The organism is Pseudomonas sp. GL_103 (genome assembly GCF_057835175.1).
The window spans coordinates 2,337,501-2,354,431 of record NZ_CM174420.1; the positions used below are offsets into that span (position 1 = coordinate 2,337,501).

Here is a 16,931-nt window from a genome sequence, read left to right on the forward strand (position 1 = left end):
GCATTCCATCGGTGCGATGGTGAATGTTGATTTCTAGTCTTTGACTAGTTCGTTCTTTAAAAATTTGGGTATGTGATAGAAAGATAGACTGAACGTTACTTTCACTGGTAACGGATCAGGCTAAGGTAAAATTTGTGAGTTGCTCTTAGGAGCTCAATCGAATTTTCGGCGAATGTCGTCTTCACAGTATAACCAGATTGCTTGGGGTTATATGGTCAAGTGAAGAAGCGCATACGGTGGATGCCTTGGCAGTCAGAGGCGATGAAAGACGTGGTAGCCTGCGAAAAGCTTCGGGGAGTCGGCAAACAGACTTTGATCCGGAGATGTCTGAATGGGGGAACCCAGCCATCATAAGATGGTTATCTTGTACTGAATACATAGGTGCAAGAGGCGAACCAGGGGAACTGAAACATCTAAGTACCCTGAGGAAAAGAAATCAACCGAGATTCCCTTAGTAGTGGCGAGCGAACGGGGACTAGCCCTTAAGTGGCTTTGAGATTAGCGGAACGCTCTGGAAAGTGCGGCCATAGTGGGTGATAGCCCTGTACGCGAAAATCTCTTGGTCATGAAATCGAGTAGGACGGAGCACGAGAAACTTTGTCTGAATATGGGGGGACCATCCTCCAAGGCTAAATACTACTGACTGACCGATAGTGAACTAGTACCGTGAGGGAAAGGCGAAAAGAACCCCGGAGAGGGGAGTGAAATAGATCCTGAAACCGTATGCGTACAAGCAGTGGGAGCCCACTTTGTTGGGTGACTGCGTACCTTTTGTATAATGGGTCAGCGACTTATTTTCAGTGGCGAGCTTAACCGAATAGGGGAGGCGTAGCGAAAGCGAGTCTTAATAGGGCGTCTAGTCGCTGGGAATAGACCCGAAACCGGGCGATCTATCCATGGGCAGGTTGAAGGTTGGGTAACACTAACTGGAGGACCGAACCGACTACCGTTGAAAAGTTAGCGGATGACCTGTGGATCGGAGTGAAAGGCTAATCAAGCTCGGAGATAGCTGGTTCTCCTCGAAAGCTATTTAGGTAGCGCCTCATGTATCACTGTAGGGGGTAGAGCACTGTTTCGGCTAGGGGGTCATCCCGACTTACCAAACCGATGCAAACTCCGAATACCTACAAGTGCCGAGCATGGGAGACACACGGCGGGTGCTAACGTCCGTCGTGAAAAGGGAAACAACCCAGACCGTCAGCTAAGGTCCCAAAGTTATGGTTAAGTGGGAAACGATGTGGGAAGGCTTAGACAGCTAGGAGGTTGGCTTAGAAGCAGCCACCCTTTAAAGAAAGCGTAATAGCTCACTAGTCGAGTCGGCCTGCGCGGAAGATGTAACGGGGCTCAAACCATACACCGAAGCTACGGGTATCACTTAGGTGATGCGGTAGAGGAGCGTTCTGTAAGCCTGTGAAGGTGAGTTGAGAAGCTTGCTGGAGGTATCAGAAGTGCGAATGCTGACATGAGTAACGACAATGGGTGTGAAAAACACCCACGCCGAAAGACCAAGGTTTCCTGCGCAACGTTAATCGACGCAGGGTTAGTCGGTCCCTAAGGCGAGGCTGAAAAGCGTAGTCGATGGAAAACAGGTTAATATTCCTGTACTTCTGGTTATTGCGATGGAGGGACGGAGAAGGCTAGGCCAGCTTGGCGTTGGTTGTCCAAGTTTAAGGTGGTAGGCTGGAATCTTAGGTAAATCCGGGATTCTAAGGCCGAGAGCTGATGACGAGTGTTCTTTTAGAACACGAAGTGGTTGATGCCATGCTTCCAAGAAAAGCTTCTAAGCTTCAGGTAACCAGGAACCGTACCCCAAACCGACACAGGTGGTTGGGTAGAGAATACCAAGGCGCTTGAGAGAACTCGGGTGAAGGAACTAGGCAAAATGGCACCGTAACTTCGGGAGAAGGTGCGCCGGTGAGGGTGAAGGACTTGCTCCGTAAGCCCACGCCGGTCGAAGATACCAGGCCGCTGCGACTGTTTATTAAAAACACAGCACTCTGCAAACACGAAAGTGGACGTATAGGGTGTGACGCCTGCCCGGTGCCGGAAGGTTAATTGATGGGGTTAGCTAACGCGAAGCTCTTGATCGAAGCCCCGGTAAACGGCGGCCGTAACTATAACGGTCCTAAGGTAGCGAAATTCCTTGTCGGGTAAGTTCCGACCTGCACGAATGGCGTAACGATGGCGGCGCTGTCTCCACCCGAGACTCAGTGAAATTGAAATCGCTGTGAAGATGCAGTGTATCCGCGGCTAGACGGAAAGACCCCGTGAACCTTTACTATAGCTTTGCACTGGACTTTGAATTTGCTTGTGTAGGATAGGTGGGAGGCTTTGAAGCGTGGACGCCAGTTCGCGTGGAGCCAACCTTGAAATACCACCCTGGCAACTTTGAGGTTCTAACTCAGGTCCGTTATCCGGATCGAGGACAGTGTATGGTGGGTAGTTTGACTGGGGCGGTCTCCTCCTAAAGAGTAACGGAGGAGTACGAAGGTGCGCTCAGACCGGTCGGAAATCGGTCGTAGAGTATAAAGGCAAAAGCGCGCTTGACTGCGAGACAGACACGTCGAGCAGGTACGAAAGTAGGTCTTAGTGATCCGGTGGTTCTGTATGGAAGGGCCATCGCTCAACGGATAAAAGGTACTCCGGGGATAACAGGCTGATACCGCCCAAGAGTTCATATCGACGGCGGTGTTTGGCACCTCGATGTCGGCTCATCACATCCTGGGGCTGAAGCCGGTCCCAAGGGTATGGCTGTTCGCCATTTAAAGTGGTACGCGAGCTGGGTTTAGAACGTCGTGAGACAGTTCGGTCCCTATCTGCCGTGGACGTTTGAGATTTGAGAGGGGCTGCTCCTAGTACGAGAGGACCGGAGTGGACGAACCTCTGGTGTTCCGGTTGTCACGCCAGTGGCATTGCCGGGTAGCTATGTTCGGAAAAGATAACCGCTGAAAGCATCTAAGCGGGAAACTTGCCTCAAGATGAGATCTCACTGGGACCTTGAGTCCCCTGAAGGGCCGTCGAAGACTACGACGTTGATAGGTTGGGTGTGTAAGCGCTGTGAGGCGTTGAGCTAACCAATACTAATTGCCCGTGAGGCTTGACCATATAACACCCAAGCAATTTGCGCTTAAAAGCCAGATTGCGGTGTGTGAAGACGAAACGAACCGAAAGTTCGAATCTCACAAAACACCGAAGCTATCACATACCCAATTTGCTGAAGCGCGGCCAACCGGCCACGACTCAGTCCCCGAATTTCTTGACGACCATAGAGCGTTGGAACCACCTGATCCCATCCCGAACTCAGCAGTGAAACGATGCATCGCCGATGGTAGTGTGGGGTTTCCCCATGTGAGAGTAGGTCATCGTCAAGATTAAATTCCGAAACCCCTATCTGCGTATGCAGGTAGGGGTTTTGTTTTTGTCCGCAGGAAAGCGAAATTACTGCCCCAACCGTTTCAGTGTGTGCTCCAACGGTTCCAGCGACACACAGATAAAACCATCAAGCGGACGATTGAGCTCCTCTACCAGCAGGATGGTTGCCCCCGTCGACAGGGCACACATCAGCAGTACGGCGACAATGGTGCCGTTGCATGGTGCAAACAGGCCGAACGAACCGAAGATAATCCCCAGCCACGTCACCAGGATCACCAGCATCACCGGTGGAATCGATTGATTGGCCTGCAGCAGGGTCAGCCAGCGGGTGGCAAACACGGTGTCCATGTCCTGCAATGCCTTGGCTTTGAGCGAGCGCTGATCATCGTTGGCCGGACTCAGTGATTCGACCTGGCGCTGCAGACTTTCAGAACGATGGATGGCTTCGGGGCTATCGAGTGTTGCAATCTGACTGCGATCGCGAGAGGCGAGCACTTGGGTGACTTCGGCGTAGTTGTGCTTGAGCTCGGTACGGATGCCCTGGGTGTCGGTGCCGTAGCGGGCCAGCAAGCGGTCGAATTGAACGACTTTCGCCGCCGCGCCCTCCAGTTCGGCATTGGCCGTATCGAATGTGCCTTTGGCAGAGGAAACGAGCAGGCCCAGGACCAGCGCCGACATCGTTGCGATGAGGCCGGTGGCCAGCTTCACCACCGCCACGGAGTCATCGCTCAGGTGATGGCTCGGTAATCGCTCCCTCACGTACGAGCCCAGCAGTGCGCTGGCGGACAGGCAGGCGAAGACGATGAGGGCGATCACCACGTCATTCAAATTCAGCCTCCGTTGACGCTTTCTTCCGTGGGGGAGATATCTACTGGTACTTGATCACGATGCCCTTGAGCTTGCGTCCTTCGATGGTCGTCACGTCGCGAGCCCACAGCGGTCCGCTGGCATAGGCACCCACCGCCTGAATGTGGTCATAGACGACCACCACGGCGTCGCCACCGAGTTTGGCGGACTCTTCCCGCAGCTTCTGTTCGACTTCGGTAATCGGCGGTGCAGGATCGATGCTGGCGTCGATCAGCACTTCACCCAGGCGCACATGTGGACGCAGAGGCTCCGAGCGCAGCACGACAACCTGGTCCGGCGATGTCGGTGCCGGATGTTCTACGCCGACATAGGCGGTGGTCTGTGCATCGACAGTGGCGCAGCCATTGAGGGTCAGCAGGCTGGTGATCAGTCCACCGGCCAGTAGCAAGCATTTGAATCGGGTGGGCCAGGACAGGTCGTGGGCCGGCATAGTGGGTTCGCTCCTCTGGTTCGCTGCTATCCATGTGGCTAGTTGACGGTAGCAGACAGGCCGGGAGTTGCCAGAACGCCCAACCTTTTCAGGTTGGGCTTTTTTGTGCCTTGAAGACTGTCGATCGACCAAGGCCTCTCACTGATCTTTTTCGCAGTTGACCATCCACGACACACCAAAACGGTCGACCAGCATGCCGAAGCGCACCGCCCAGAACGTGGTCTCCAGTGGCATTTGCACAGTGCCACCGCCCGACAGTGCATTGAAGACCCGCTCGGCCTCGGCAATGCTGTCGACGTTGAGTGAAATCGAGCAGGCACTCATTTTATCCACGGGGCGATCCGGTGTGGTGTCCGATCCCATGATCGCCTGATCGCCCACGATCAGGCGGGTATGGATGATCAGGTTGTGCAGATCCTTGGGGACATGCTCGGCGGCCGGCGTTTCGCCGAAGGTCAGCATGGCTTCGCTCTGGCCTTGCAGGCACTTCGCGTAGAACGTGAAGGCCGCTTTGCAGTCGCCGTTGAAGATAAGGTAGGGATTGATTTTCATGGTCGGCTCCAGGTGCTCAAGTACATACATCGGTTTGGACGCCGGTTTTTTCGGCGAATTCCGATTGTGTCGAGCCAACAAGCAAAGCGCTAAATCTTTGTCGAAGCTTGTGTTTCTTTAGATGTTTTTTCAATAGGACGCGCGAGGCTTATCGCCTCCGATGCACGCCGCGGCGCCAGCACACGTTCGATGGCGCCGCTGACCATGCTCTCCAGCAGCTCATCACGTTCCTGCTCGTCCAGCACATGTGGCGTCAGCCAGCTGGGAGCGCTGTTGAGCAGGGCGCCAATGGCATGCCCGGCGGCCAGCAGGCCTTGCTCGCTGAAACGCGACTTCGCGCCCAGCATCCTCAGCAACGTGCGCTCGTATTGCTCGCGCAATTGCCGGACCCGAGACTGTTGCTCTTCGTTCAGGCAACCGCTGTCACGCTCCACCAGGCGGAAATGCCAGGGCATCTCCCGATGCAGGTTCAGATGGGCGCGGATCAGGCTGTTGAGTTTGTCGCGCTTGCCCGGGGCTTTTTGCTGGATACGCCCCAGGGTGGCCAGCAGTTCCTCGTAGAACTCCTCAATCAGGTCGAGCAGCAGATGCTGTTTGCTGGGGTAATGGTGATACAGCGAGCCTGGGGAGAGCCCCAGGCACGTCGCGAGTTCACGCATGCCGACCTGGCCGAACCCCTTGCAGGCAAACAGCTCCAGGACCTTGTCCCGGTACTCGGCAAAGCGCGAGCAACGCTCAGGCATAGGCATGGAAGCCGCGCCCCGTTTTGCGTCCCAGGTAACCGGCGGCGACCATTTCCTTGAGCAACGGCGCCGGGCGATATTTGCTGTCGTTGAAACCGTCATAGAAGGCTTCGAGGATCGACAGCAGGGTATCCAGGCCAATCAGGTCCGCCAGGGCCAACGGGCCGATAGGCTGATTGCAGCCCAGGCGCATGCCGGCGTCGATGTCTTCGGCGCTGGCCAGGCCTTCCTGGAACACCAGGATCGCTTCGTTGATCATCGGCACCAGGATCCGGTTGACCACGAAACCCGGACGGTTACCCGCGGTAATCGCGGTTTTGCCGAGGGTGGTCGCCATGTCCAGCGCCAGTTGGTGGGTCGCGTCACTGGTTTGCAGGCCGCGGATGACTTCGATCAGGCCCATCACCGGCACCGGGTTGAAGAAGTGCAGGCCGATGAAACGTTCAGGCTGGCTGACACTGGCGGCGAGTTGGGTGATCGACAGCGACGAGGTATTGGAGGCAATGACGCATTCGTTGCTGACCTGCGCGGCGATCTGTTGCAGCACACGCAGTTTCAGGTCGAGATTTTCAGTGGCCGCTTCGATGACCAATTGCGCGTCACGCAGGACACTGTAATCGGTGCTGGTGCGGATGTTGTCGAGGGTGGCCTGTTTCTGCTCTGGCGTCAGTGTTTCCTTGGCGATCTGCCGGTCCAGGTTTTTGCCGACCGTTGCGACGGCTTTTTGCAAAGCGCTTTCCGAAATGTCGAGCAAGGTCACGTTGAAACCGGCCATGGCGCAGACTTGCGCGATGCCGTTGCCCATGGTGCCCGCACCGATCACCCCGATGTTTTGCAGATTCATCTTCCCATCCTTCGATCAAGCCCTGCGATACCTTGGCCGCGACGGCGGCCGAAGGCGTACTATTGCCGCGAGTCTAGAGCCGGCAGGGCGGTTGTCCTATGCCAAAACTGTTCAACGGCACTGATGTTTTTTGCCATTCGGGTGATGAGAGAGAAGCGAACCAATGCGGGAAAAGGACTCGGTTGCCGCCTATTTCGTGCAGGCAATGATCCATGGGCTGAGGGATGATCCGCAGCGCGTGACGGCCGTGCTCGAACAGGCGGGCATTGATCCGGCGGTCATGCACCAACCCACGGCGCGGGTGCCGGCCAACGCGTTTGCGGCGTTGTGGCTGATTCAGATCCGCGAGCTCGACGATGAATTTTTCGGGCTCGACTCCCATGGCATGCCGCCGGGTAGTTTCGCCCTGATTTGCCGTGCCCTGATTCAGGAACCCGATCTGCACAAGGCCATGCGTCAGTGCCTGGCCAACTTCGGGTTGTTCCTGCGCGACTTTCGCGGCTCGCTGGCGGTGCGTGGCAAGCGTGCGGTGATCAGCCTGGAAACCCGCTCGACGGACAACGATGCCAGTCGGTTTGGTGAAGAAACCTTCCTGGTGTTGATGATCAGTCTGCTGTGCTGGCTGGGCGGGCGGCGCATTCCCATTGACCGCGCGGACTTCCGCCATTCGCGCCTGTCGCTGGGTGACGACCGTCTGCTTTGGGGGCCCAACCTGACCTTTGGTGCCGAGCGCACCGAAATCGAATTTGCCAGCCACTACTTGCGCCTGCCCGTGGCTCAGGACCTCGCGTCGTTGAAAGTGTTTCTGCGTACCGCGCCGCAATGGCTGGTGATCCGTTTCCGTAACCAGCATGGCCTGGCATCCCAGGTTCACCAGCGTTTGCGCGGCAGTCATTACAGTGAGTGGCCGACGTTGCAGGCCTTTGCCCTGGAACAGCACCTGAGCCCCAGCACCTTCCGCCGCAAACTGGAGCGTGAAGGCTGTTCCTATCAGGAGATCAAGGACGAAGTACGCCGTGGCGTGGCCTTTGAGCAATTGCGTCAGAGCGATGCGAGCATCAGCGATATCGCCGAGCAACTGGGATTCCAGGAACCCAGCGCCTTCCATCGGGCGTTCAAGAAGTGGACCGGGGAAAGCCCGGGGCGCTATCGGGCCCGTTATCAGGGGGAATAGAGCGTAGAGATCGCGAAACCTCAGGAGTCCTGCGAGCCAGCCAGGGTCCAGGCGGTGATCGATGAGATTGTCGCGGGGTTCGTCGGGAGCGGCGAATAACCTGTAGGCGCGAGCTTGCTCGCGATGGCGTCGTGTCATTCAACAATGATGTCGTCTGGCACTCCGCAATCGCGAGCAAGCTCGCTCCCACATGGATCTGTCATGGCATTTCCGGCAGTTCCTGTGGGCGCAGGTCGAACACCAGCACTTCAGCATCCACACCGTTGCTCAAGGTCAGCACCTGTTCATCACGAACCCGAACACCGTCGCCTTCCTGCAACAACACACCGTTGAGTTCAACGCTGCCCCGGGCCACGTGCACATAGGCGTAGCGGTTGGCGGCGAGCTCCAGGGTGGCGCTTTCCTTGCCGTCGATCAGGCCGGCATACACCCGTGCATCCTGACGCACCTTGAGTGAACCCTTGGCGCCGTCCGGCGAGATGATCAGTTGCAGGCGTCCGCGTTTCTTCTGGGGGCTGAAATGCTCTTGCTGATAACGCGGTTTGGCGCCGCTGACGTCGGGCACGATCCAGATCTGCAGGAAGTGCACCGGCCGGGTGCCGGAGTGGTTGAACTCACTGTGGGCCACGCCGCTGCCTGCGCTCATCAGTTGCACGTCGCCGGGGCGGATCACCGAACCGGTGCCCAGGGTGTCCTTGTGTTCCAGGGCACCTTCAAGCACATAGGAGAAAATCTCCATGTCGCGGTGCGGGTGCTGGCCGAAGCCTTTGCCGGCGGCGACGCGGTCGTCGTTGATCACCAACAGGTCAGAAAACCCCTGCTCTTTCGGGTTGCGATAGTTGGCGAAGGAAAAGGTATGGAAGGACTTCAACCAGCCGTGATTGGCCAGGCCACGATCCGAGGCTTTGCGAAGAGTCAGCATGATGAAATCTCCTGTGGGGACGTGAATTTGTCCGAGTGAGGAGAAGGTTAATATTTACCGTTAGATGCAATAAGTAGATGGAAATTGAAATACTGTCTCGATCAGGTTGACAGTTTGTGGGTGCGAATCAGCTATTCTTTTCCGACCTTTGCGTCGTACTTGGCCATAATGCACAGCACCGAAACCTGTGGGAGCGAGCTTGCTCGCGATAGCAATTTTCCAGTCACCTCATCTGTTGAATGTGATACTGCCATCGCGAGCAAGCTCGCTCCCACAAAGGGCCAGTGCTCGACAGACCGACCTTATTTGATCCCAGTGAATTCCAATCCATGAAAACCGTGGCAATGGTGCTGTTTCCCGACTTTCTCCTGCTCGACATGGCCGGGCCCATGGAAGTGTTTTCCATCGCCAATCGTTATCTGAAACCCGACGATCACTATGTGCTGTCGACCATCGGCACCGAGCCCGGCGCACTGCGGGCGTCCAACGGGGTGAGCGTGCACGCTGACCGGCACATCGACCAGGCCTGCGAAGGTTTTGACTTGCTATTGGTGCCCGGTGGACCCGGTGCCTACAACGAAAGGCATCCGCCATTGCTCGACTGGCTCCGGCACAACGTCGGCCGGTCCGCCGCTTATGGCTCGATCTGCACCGGGGCGTTCGTGTTGGGCCATGCCGGTTTGCTCGACGGCTATCGCGTCACCACCCACTGGCACTACACCGAGCGGCTGATCAAGGGCTTTCCAAAGGCGAGCGTCGAGACCGATCAGATCTTCGTCCAGGACCGCAACCTGATCACGTCCGGTGGCGTCACCGCCGGGATCGACCTGGCCTTGTCGGTGGTGGCCCAGGACCATGGCAAAAAGGTCGCCCAGGACGTGGCCAAGGTGTTGCTGGTGGTCATGAAGCGCCAGGGCGGGCAGGCGCAGTTCAGCCCTTTGATGGCGGCGGTGGCCCCTCACGAAACGGCGATTACCCGGGTGCAGAACCATGTGCTTGAACATCTCGATGAAACCTACAGCATCGAGCGCATGGCCGGTCTGGCCAACATGAGCCCGCGGCATTTCGCCAGGGTGTTCGCCCGGGAAGTGACCATGACGCCGATGGAGTTTCTGCAAAGCGCACGCATCGATTGCGCCAGGAACCTGCTGGAAACCAGCGAGTTACCGCTCAAGACAGTGGCCTTCAAAAGCGGCTTCGGCAGCGTGCGGCACATGCGTTTTCTGTTCAGTGAAAAGCTTGGCCTGACCCCGACCCAATACCGCGAGCAGTTCAGCTAGCGCGTATGTCCGTCATGCGCACCGCAATGGCCGTGACGCTCCCCCCGTGGCAGTTGTACCGTCACCGAGGCCTGCCAAGATACCGCTGAACTCATTGCAAGGACGGTGCGGAGCCTGGGCTGGAAACCAGGATTGCCGCGGGTGACAGCGCATGAACAGCCTCAGCGATTTGAACAGCGAAGCGGTGCTGCAATTCGGGCCCTACGCTTTCCACCTCAGTCAGCGACTGGTGCTGGAGGGCGATCGACCGCTGCGCCTGGGCGGTCGCGCCCTTGACGTGTTGCAGGTGCTGGTCGAACACGCAGGCTCGGTGGTCAGCAAGGAGGAGTTGATTGCGCAGGTCTGGCCGCGCTCCGTGGTCGAAGAGATCAACCTGCGGGTACACATTGCCGCCCTGCGCCGAGCCCTGGGCGACGGGCAGAACGGCCAGTGCTACATCGTCAACATTCCCCAGCGCGGCTACAGTTTTGTCGCCCCGGTACAGCATTCGCCGCAGCCCGTAGCGTTCCCGAGCGAGACCGTAAAAAAGCCCCTGCACAACCTGCCGGCGCGGCTCACACCGATCACCGGGCGCGATGCGGTTGTCGGCAGCCTGGTGCGGCAGTTGCCGGTGCGCCGATTCATGACCCTGGTCGGGCCTTGCGGGATCGGCAAGACCACCGTGGCGCTGCGCGTGGCCGAACTGTTGTTGCAGCACTATCGGCACGGCGTGTGGCTGGTGGACCTCGCGGCGATCGATGACCCCGCGCAAGTGACCGATCACCTCACCCGAACCCTTGGGCTGGAGGTCGGCACCACGCTCGAGGCGCTGGCGCAGCGGCACGCCTTGTTGGTCCTGGACAACTGCGAGCACCTGCTCGAACGCTGCCGGACGTTGATCGAAACACTGCTGGCTTCGCTGCCGCGGCTGTCGATCCTCGCCACCAGCCGCGAGCCGCTCAAGGCGGCGGGCGAAACCTTATTGCGTCTGCCACCGCTGGCGGTGCCGCCGGCGTCAGCGCTGCGCAGCGTCGCCGAGGTCATGGGCTATTCGGCGGTGCAGTTGTTCGTCAGCCGTGCCCGAACTCGTCAGCAAGGGTTCACCCTGCGCGAGCAAGACCTCAAGACCGTACGGGAAATCTGCCGGCGCCTCGACGGCCTGCCGCTGGCGATTGAATTGGCGGCGGCGCAAATCGATGCGCTGGCGCTGGTGGGGTTGCAAGCGCAACTCGATAACTGTTTTCAGTTGCTGTCCCAGGGTCGCCGCACGGCCGTGCCCCGGCACCAGACGCTCAAGGCTGCGCTGGACTGGAGCTACGAACGGTTGAATCCGCTGGAACAATCCGTGTTGCAGCAGCTTGCGGTGTTCAAGATGGCCTTCACCCAGGACGCCGCGATAGGCGTGATCAGCGGCGACGCGTTGCCGGTCGCCGAGCTGATCGAGGTGCTGGACAACCTCACACTCAAGTCACTGCTGTCCCAGGAGCAGGGCGGCGGTGTGACCCGCTACCGCTTCCTCAACACCACCCGCACCTACGCCCTGGAAAAACTCGAACTCAGTGGTGAGTTGCGCACCCTTGAAACGCGTTATGCCGGTTACGTCAGTCAGACGCACCGACCTTCAGGCGGGCAGGTGGCATTGCAACTCGTCGAGTAGCCGGCGAACGGTCATCAAGTCGGGCGTGGCGAAACCTTCGGTGTAGCGCTGGTAGATCGGGGCCAGCAATTGATGCGCCCGTTGGGGATTGCCCTGACGCTGCCACAACTGCGCCAGTGAGGTGGCGCTGCGCAGTTCCCAGGCCAGTGCACCCTGGGCTTTTGCCACGTTGAGTGCCTTGAGCAGCACGGTTTCTGCCGTCGCGGCTTTTACCGGGCAATCGGTTGCCAGCAATTTCGTGGCCCTGGCCCGCAGAATCTCTGCCGTGCTCCAGTCCGAAACACCGCTTTGCGCACGTTCGAGCAGGTCATCGTCGACACAGGTCGAATCCAGCGTGACCATGATGTCCTTGATCAAACCGACGCTCTGCCGACTGATTGGCTGCACATCGGCGCCGCCGATCACCCGCGCGTAGTGTTGCGCCCAGTCATGGAACAGCAGCACCGAGTGTTTCTGCGCCTGTTGCAGCAGCAGGCGCAGGAGTTCGCGGGCGCTGCGGGTGTCTCCGTTGTAGTGAGCGATCAGGCAGCCGGCGAGCGCCAGGGTGTAGCAGATCGACGTGCCGTGGTTGATCTGCAGCGCGATGTCCAGCGCCTGCCGGGCTGCGCGCCAGGCCTGTTCCGGTTGGCCTTGCAGCCAGAGGATGCGCGCGTGGATGGTCAGCGCCGCGACACTCTGGTCGTATTGCACGCCAAAGCCATGGGTGAAACGGTTGAGATGACCACTGTGGGCCATGCGTTGCAGCACCTGTTCGGCATGCTCCCCAGCCTGTCGCTGGTCGCCGCAGAAGTGCAGGGCGAGCACCCGCAATCGATGCATGCTCAGGGACATCAGGGCGTCGTCATGCAGCCCCAGTCGATCGAATTGCCGGCTCTGTTCCAGGGCCATCTGGTATTGGCCGCAGCTGAGATTGACCGCCAGGTGCCCGGAAATCGCCCGCAACTGACCGGCCACATCGTTGAGTCGGCTGGCCAGGGTTCTGGCGCTGACAAAAGCGCCAATGGTTTCGGCGCTGGCGCCTTGGGCGTGGTAACAGGCACTGCCCAGGGCCAGCTTGAGGGCCATCTGCAAGCGCGGGCAAGGTTCGGCAGACTGCTCAAGCAAAGCCAGGGCCTTGCGCACATAACCGCCGTGCTCCTTGAGCAGTGACAACTCCTGCCACAGGGGCGTGGACGTCGCGGCCAGGCGGATCGCCAGTGCCTGCGGCCCTTGCGCGTGCAAACCCCAATCGAGGGCCGCGCGGATGTCCTCCAGGGCCCGGCCATAGCGCTCGAGCCACAGGCCGGTCGAGGTTTTCTCCCAGTCGTCCTGCGCCTGTTGCATCAGCGCCAGGCAACGCTCGGCATGGCGCTCCCGCGTGCCGGGCAGGTCGGTGGTTTGCCCGAGTTTTTCCAGGGCATAGCCGCGGGTGGTATCGAGCAGGCGGTAGTAAACATCCTCGTCGCCCACCTCCACATTCAACAGCGACTTGGCGACCAGTTGGGTGATCGAGCCGAACACTTCGCGGGGTTCGATGTGTTCGCCGACAATCACCGCCGCTGCCGACTCCAGGGTGAAGCTACCGCGAAACACGCTCAGTCGACGCAGGCAGGTCTTTTCGCAGGCGTTGAGCAGCTCGAAGCTCCAGTCCAATGTCGCGCGCAGGGTCTGATGGCGCGCCAGGGGCGTCTGGCAGGGCTGGGTCAACACCCGGAAGCTGTTTTGCAGTTGCGCCAGCAAGCCGGGCAATCCGAAGTTGCCCACTTGCGCCGCCGCCAGTTCGATGGCCAGTGGAATGCCGTCCAGTCGGTGGCAGATGTCGATCAACAGCGGCAGTTCATCGTCCGTCAGTTCAAAGTTGTCATGGCTGGCCATGGCCCGCTCGACAAACAGTTGCAGGGCGGAAAAGGTCATGGCCTGGGCGCGGTCGAGGACGGCGATGGGCGGCGGGCAGTCGAGTGATTCCAGGCGCTGGACGAATTCCCCTTCGGCCCGCAGGCTCTCGCGGCTGGTGGCGAGAATATGCACGTGCGGCGCACCGCGCAGAATGTTTTCGCAGAGCTGGGCGATGGCGTCGACCAGGTGTTCGCAGTTGTCGATGACCAACAGCATTTGCCTGTCGCGCAGACAGTCGGCAAGACCGCTCAGGGGGGCGTCGTCGTGCAGGGCCAGTTCGAGCAACGTCGCCAGGTGGCCGTCGATCATCAGCGGGCAGTTGATCGGGGCCAGGTCCAGCAGGCGAATGCCGTCCCGGTAGCGACCGATCATTTGTTCGGCGACCCGCAGGGCCACGGTGGTCTTGCCGATGCCACCGGGGCCGACGAGGGTGATGAAGCGCTGGCGCGGCAGTTGCTCCATCAGGTTGTCGACCAGCGTCTGCCGGCCGATCATGCGCGTGCGGCGCACCGGCAGGTTATGCCGGCTCGGCGCGGAGGCCACGGGCGCCGGCGGTTGCTCGATCTGCTCCAGTGAGTGCGGTGCGACGAAGCTGTACCCGCGCTGGGCCACGGTGACGATGTAGCGCTGGCCGGCCTGACCGTCGCCGAGCGCCTTGCGCAACGCGGCCATGTGCACCCGCAGGTTGATGTCTTCGACCACGTTGTTGGGCCAGACCCGGGCGATCAACTGCTGCTTGCTGACCACGTTGCCGGCGTGCTCAAGCAGGATCAACAGGATGTCCATGGCGCGCCGGCTCAGGCGCAAAGGCTGGTCGGCCTCCATCACCAGGCGTTGGCCGGGGTAGACCCGGTAGGGACCGAAATGCACAGCCTGTTCGGGGGAAAGGGTCAACGAGTCGCTCCTGCTGCATCCGTCTAGTACGCGGTTTTCGAGCATATTCCTCAGGTTTTTTACCCAGCGCAATGCGGCGCCCGGGTGACTGATGGGGCAGGCATTGACTCTAGCGTATCGGCCAGCGGCTGTCGGTCCCGAAAACATTGGGTGCGACAGATGGGCAGGACTTGCCGGGGCTTTTTGCGCGCCAAGGAAAATTAACAACGTTTAACTCGTCCTGCGTCCGCTCTGCGCCAAAACTCTCATGCAAGGGGTTCACCAATCGCAAGGAAAGAGCAATGAGCAACGTGGTGGTGGTCTATCACAGTGGCTACGGGCACACCCGGGTCATGGCCGAAGCCGTGGTCGCGGGCGTGGAACGGCACCTGGGCAGCACCTGCCAGTTGATCCCGGTCGAGGAAGTGGACGAGCACTGGGCGCGGCTGCACAACGCCGACGCCATCATCTTCGGCGCGCCGACCTACATGGGCAGCGCCTCGGCGGCCTTCAAGGCGTTCATGGAGGCCACGGCGGCGTTCTACCTGACCCAGCCCTGGCGCGACAAACTCGCGGCGGGCTTCACCAATTCCGGCAGCCTGTGCGGCGACAAGCTCAACACCTTGCTGCAGATGGCGGTGTTCGCCGCCCAGCACTCGATGATCTGGGTTGGCCTCGACCTGTTGCCGGCACGCTCCAGCACCGGCGCGTTCAACGGCCAACTCAATCGCCTGGGCAGCTCACTGGGCGCCATGGCCCAGTCGAATGTCGAGCAATCCCCCGACGATGCCCCACCGCCCGAGGATCGCTGCACCGCCGCGCACCTGGGCGAGCGGGTGGCGCGCCTGGCCGATCGCATGAACCCGTTACCGGTTTGATTCACCCCCCCCAACCCTCGTTAAGGAGGCATCACCCATGAGCACCTTCACTACCCGCGACGGCGTCGAGATCTACTACAAGGACTGGGGCACCGGTCAGCCGGTTGTCTTCAGTCACGGCTGGCCGCTGAACGCCGACAGCTGGGAATCGCAGATGATCTTCCTGGCCTCCAAGGGCTACCGGGTCATCGCCCACGACCGTCGCGGTCATGGGCGCTCCAGCCAGCCGTGGTCGGGCAATGACATGGACCATTACGCCGACGACCTGGCGCAGTTGATCGAGCTGCTCGATCTGCAAAACGCCGTGCTGTTCGGCTTCTCCACCGGCGGTGGCGAGGTGGCGCGTTACATCGGTCGCCACGGCACCGGCCGGGTGGCCAAGGCCGGGCTGATTTCCGCGGTGCCACCGCAGATGCTCAACACCGAAGCCAACCCCGGCGGCCTGCCGCTGGAAGTCTTCGACGGCATCCGCCAGGCCTCGTTGGTCGACCGTTCGCAGCTGTACATCGACCTCGCCAGCGGCCCGTTCTTCGGCTTCAACAAACCGGACGCGAAACCGTCCCAGGGCATGATCGACTGGTTCTGGATGCAGGGCATGATGGCTGGCCACAAGAACGCCTATGACTGCATCAAGGCATTCTCGGAAACCGACTTCACCGAAGACTTGAAGAAGTTCGACGTGCCGACCCTGGTGGTGCATGGCGATGCGGATCAGGTCGTGCCGTACGAAGCGGCGGGCGTTTCTTCCGCCAAATTGGTGAAGGGCTCGACCCTGAAGATTTACCCGGGCGCCCCTCACGGTTTGACCGACACCCACAAGGACCAGCTCAACGCTGACCTGTTGGCGTTCTTGAAAGGTTAAAAAGCCGGATCAAAAGATCGCAGGCTTCGCCAGCGCCTACACGTTAGCGTGCATGCCCGTAGGAGCTGCCGAAGGCTGCGATCTTTTGCTTTTAAGGCCATGCACCACCTGACAGCGCCAGGCAAACGGGTTGATGCCTTCGCTGCGGGTGAAGATGTGGCAGAAGTGCGCCTGATCGCAGAAGCCGCATTCGAGGCTGATCTGCGTGAGGCTCAGGCCGGTGTACTGGATCAATTGCTTGGCCAGGGCAATGCGCTGCTGGCGAATCCAGTCCTGTGGCGAGAGGCCAGTGCTGCACTTGAACGCGCGGGAGAAGTGACTGCGCGAGAGGGCGCAAGCCTGTGCCAGTTCGGTGACTTCCAGGCTGTCGCCCAGGCGTTCGAGGATCAGTTGTTTAACCCGTTCTTCGCGCTGTGGGCTGAGACCGCCGGTGTTTTTCTTTGGCACCGGCGTGAATGACGCGGGGGCGGCATTTTGCTGAACGTGAGCCATGGCGAATGTCCGTGTCGGTAGGCTTCATTCTTGGACCCGAAGGCTCTGGCTTGCGAGTTAATCGTTGTTAATTCCTCGTTCATCGCGGGAAGTCTTGGGTAAAGTCAGACACAATCCTCATCCTCGCGCCT

13 protein-coding genes and 2 rRNA genes are annotated in these 16,931 nt (G+C 59.6%); 7 read left to right on the forward strand and 8 right to left on the reverse strand.

Annotated elements, in window-relative coordinates:
* Positions 1 to 213 precede the first annotated feature (213 nt).
* Both AC3IP0_RS10700 and rrf read left to right on the forward strand, forming a co-directional pair.
* Positions 214 to 3,105, forward strand: a 23S ribosomal RNA gene (locus AC3IP0_RS10700).
* A gap of 150 nt (positions 3,106 to 3,255) precedes the next feature.
* Positions 3,256 to 3,371: ribosomal RNA gene (gene rrf, locus AC3IP0_RS10705) — 5S ribosomal RNA — on the forward strand.
* A 67-nt stretch (positions 3,372 to 3,438) separates the two neighbouring features.
* Here rrf and AC3IP0_RS10710 read toward each other — a convergent pair.
* From AC3IP0_RS10710 to AC3IP0_RS10730, 5 genes are all read right to left on the reverse strand, one after another.
* Complete coding sequence (locus tag AC3IP0_RS10710) at positions 3,439 to 4,191, reverse strand: bestrophin-like domain (protein WP_489319752.1); 753 nt, start codon at positions 4,189 to 4,191, stop codon at positions 3,439 to 3,441.
* 49 nt (positions 4,192 to 4,240) lie between these two features.
* Entirely contained in the window at positions 4,241 to 4,669 is a 429-nt protein-coding gene (locus AC3IP0_RS10715) for a hypothetical protein (RefSeq protein ID WP_150724290.1), read from the reverse strand.
* 138 nt (positions 4,670 to 4,807) lie between these two features.
* The gene (locus AC3IP0_RS10720) at positions 4,808 to 5,221 is read right to left on the reverse strand and encodes a VOC family protein (protein WP_489319200.1); all 414 of its coding nucleotides are present in this window, start codon (positions 5,219 to 5,221) and stop codon (positions 4,808 to 4,810) included.
* Between the two features lie 89 nt (positions 5,222 to 5,310).
* Entirely contained in the window at positions 5,311 to 5,970 is a 660-nt protein-coding gene (locus AC3IP0_RS10725) for a TetR/AcrR family transcriptional regulator (RefSeq protein WP_489327357.1), read from the reverse strand.
* Positions 5,957 to 6,808 (reverse strand): 3-hydroxybutyryl-CoA dehydrogenase, encoded by an 852-nt coding sequence (locus tag AC3IP0_RS10730; RefSeq protein WP_489319202.1) that lies wholly within the window; start codon positions 6,806 to 6,808, stop codon positions 5,957 to 5,959. The genes AC3IP0_RS10725 and AC3IP0_RS10730 overlap by 14 nt, the downstream gene beginning before the upstream one ends.
* Before the next feature lie 163 nt (positions 6,809 to 6,971).
* On the opposite strand from AC3IP0_RS10730, the gene AC3IP0_RS10735 reads away from it, so the two are divergent.
* Positions 6,972 to 7,982, forward strand: coding sequence for an AraC family transcriptional regulator (locus tag AC3IP0_RS10735; protein ID WP_489319203.1), 1,011 nt, complete (start codon positions 6,972 to 6,974; stop codon positions 7,980 to 7,982).
* A 199-nt stretch (positions 7,983 to 8,181) separates the two neighbouring features.
* Here the strand turns inward: AC3IP0_RS10735 and AC3IP0_RS10740 are convergent, their stop codons facing one another.
* Positions 8,182 to 8,904 (reverse strand): pirin family protein, encoded by a 723-nt coding sequence (locus AC3IP0_RS10740; protein ID WP_489327359.1) that lies wholly within the window; start codon positions 8,902 to 8,904, stop codon positions 8,182 to 8,184.
* Positions 8,905 to 9,233: 329 nt separating this feature from the next.
* On the opposite strand from AC3IP0_RS10740, the gene AC3IP0_RS10745 reads away from it, so the two are divergent.
* Together AC3IP0_RS10745 and AC3IP0_RS10750 are read left to right on the forward strand one after the other, a co-directional pair.
* Positions 9,234 to 10,184, forward strand: a complete 951-nt coding sequence (locus AC3IP0_RS10745; protein ID WP_489319205.1) for a GlxA family transcriptional regulator — start codon at positions 9,234 to 9,236, stop codon at positions 10,182 to 10,184.
* Between the two features lie 151 nt (positions 10,185 to 10,335).
* The gene (locus AC3IP0_RS10750; protein ID WP_489319206.1) at positions 10,336 to 11,820 is read left to right on the forward strand and encodes an ATP-binding protein; all 1,485 of its coding nucleotides are present in this window, start codon (positions 10,336 to 10,338) and stop codon (positions 11,818 to 11,820) included.
* Here the strand turns inward: AC3IP0_RS10750 and AC3IP0_RS10755 are convergent.
* Positions 11,785 to 14,589 carry an ATP-binding protein gene (locus tag AC3IP0_RS10755; RefSeq protein ID WP_489327360.1) on the reverse strand — a complete coding sequence of 935 codons (2,805 nt, stop codon included), beginning with the start codon at positions 14,587 to 14,589 and terminating at the stop codon, positions 11,785 to 11,787. The genes AC3IP0_RS10750 and AC3IP0_RS10755 overlap by 36 nt on opposite strands.
* 281 nt (positions 14,590 to 14,870) lie before the next feature.
* Between AC3IP0_RS10755 and AC3IP0_RS10760 the strand changes: the two genes are divergently transcribed.
* Both AC3IP0_RS10760 and AC3IP0_RS10765 read left to right on the forward strand, forming a co-directional pair.
* The gene (locus tag AC3IP0_RS10760) at positions 14,871 to 15,446 is read left to right on the forward strand and encodes a flavodoxin family protein (protein WP_489327362.1); all 576 of its coding nucleotides are present in this window, start codon (positions 14,871 to 14,873) and stop codon (positions 15,444 to 15,446) included.
* A 37-nt stretch (positions 15,447 to 15,483) separates the two neighbouring features.
* Positions 15,484 to 16,308, forward strand: coding sequence for an alpha/beta fold hydrolase (locus tag AC3IP0_RS10765; RefSeq protein WP_489327364.1), 825 nt, complete (start codon positions 15,484 to 15,486; stop codon positions 16,306 to 16,308).
* Between the two features lie 36 nt (positions 16,309 to 16,344).
* Here AC3IP0_RS10765 and AC3IP0_RS10770 read toward each other — a convergent pair whose 3' ends face one another.
* Positions 16,345 to 16,800, reverse strand: a complete 456-nt coding sequence (locus tag AC3IP0_RS10770; RefSeq protein ID WP_489327366.1) for a helix-turn-helix domain-containing protein — start codon at positions 16,798 to 16,800, stop codon at positions 16,345 to 16,347.
* Positions 16,801 to 16,931: the final 131 nt, after the last annotated feature.

Excerpts from the sequence above, each read along its gene's own strand:
- AC3IP0_RS10770 (WP_489327366.1), bottom strand. The coding sequence starts at position 16,800 with ATGGCTCACGTTCAGCAAAATGCCGCCCCCGCGTCATTCACGCCGGTG.
- AC3IP0_RS10745 (WP_489319205.1), top strand. The coding sequence starts at position 9,234 with ATGAAAACCGTGGCAATGGTGCTGTTTCCCGACTTTCTCCTGCTCGAC.
- AC3IP0_RS10730 (WP_489319202.1), bottom strand. The coding sequence starts at position 6,808 with ATGAATCTGCAAAACATCGGGGTGATCGGTGCGGGCACCATGGGCAAC.
- AC3IP0_RS10765 (WP_489327364.1), top strand. The coding sequence starts at position 15,484 with ATGAGCACCTTCACTACCCGCGACGGCGTCGAGATCTACTACAAGGAC.
- AC3IP0_RS10715 (WP_150724290.1), bottom strand. The coding sequence starts at position 4,669 with ATGCCGGCCCACGACCTGTCCTGGCCCACCCGATTCAAATGCTTGCTA.
- AC3IP0_RS10720 (WP_489319200.1), bottom strand. The coding sequence starts at position 5,221 with ATGAAAATCAATCCCTACCTTATCTTCAACGGCGACTGCAAAGCGGCC.
- AC3IP0_RS10735 (WP_489319203.1), top strand. The coding sequence starts at position 6,972 with ATGCGGGAAAAGGACTCGGTTGCCGCCTATTTCGTGCAGGCAATGATC.
- AC3IP0_RS10750 (WP_489319206.1), top strand. The coding sequence starts at position 10,336 with ATGAACAGCCTCAGCGATTTGAACAGCGAAGCGGTGCTGCAATTCGGG.
- AC3IP0_RS10760 (WP_489327362.1), top strand. The coding sequence starts at position 14,871 with ATGAGCAACGTGGTGGTGGTCTATCACAGTGGCTACGGGCACACCCGG.
- AC3IP0_RS10725 (WP_489327357.1), bottom strand. The coding sequence starts at position 5,970 with ATGCCTATGCCTGAGCGTTGCTCGCGCTTTGCCGAGTACCGGGACAAG.
- AC3IP0_RS10740 (WP_489327359.1), bottom strand. The coding sequence starts at position 8,904 with ATGCTGACTCTTCGCAAAGCCTCGGATCGTGGCCTGGCCAATCACGGC.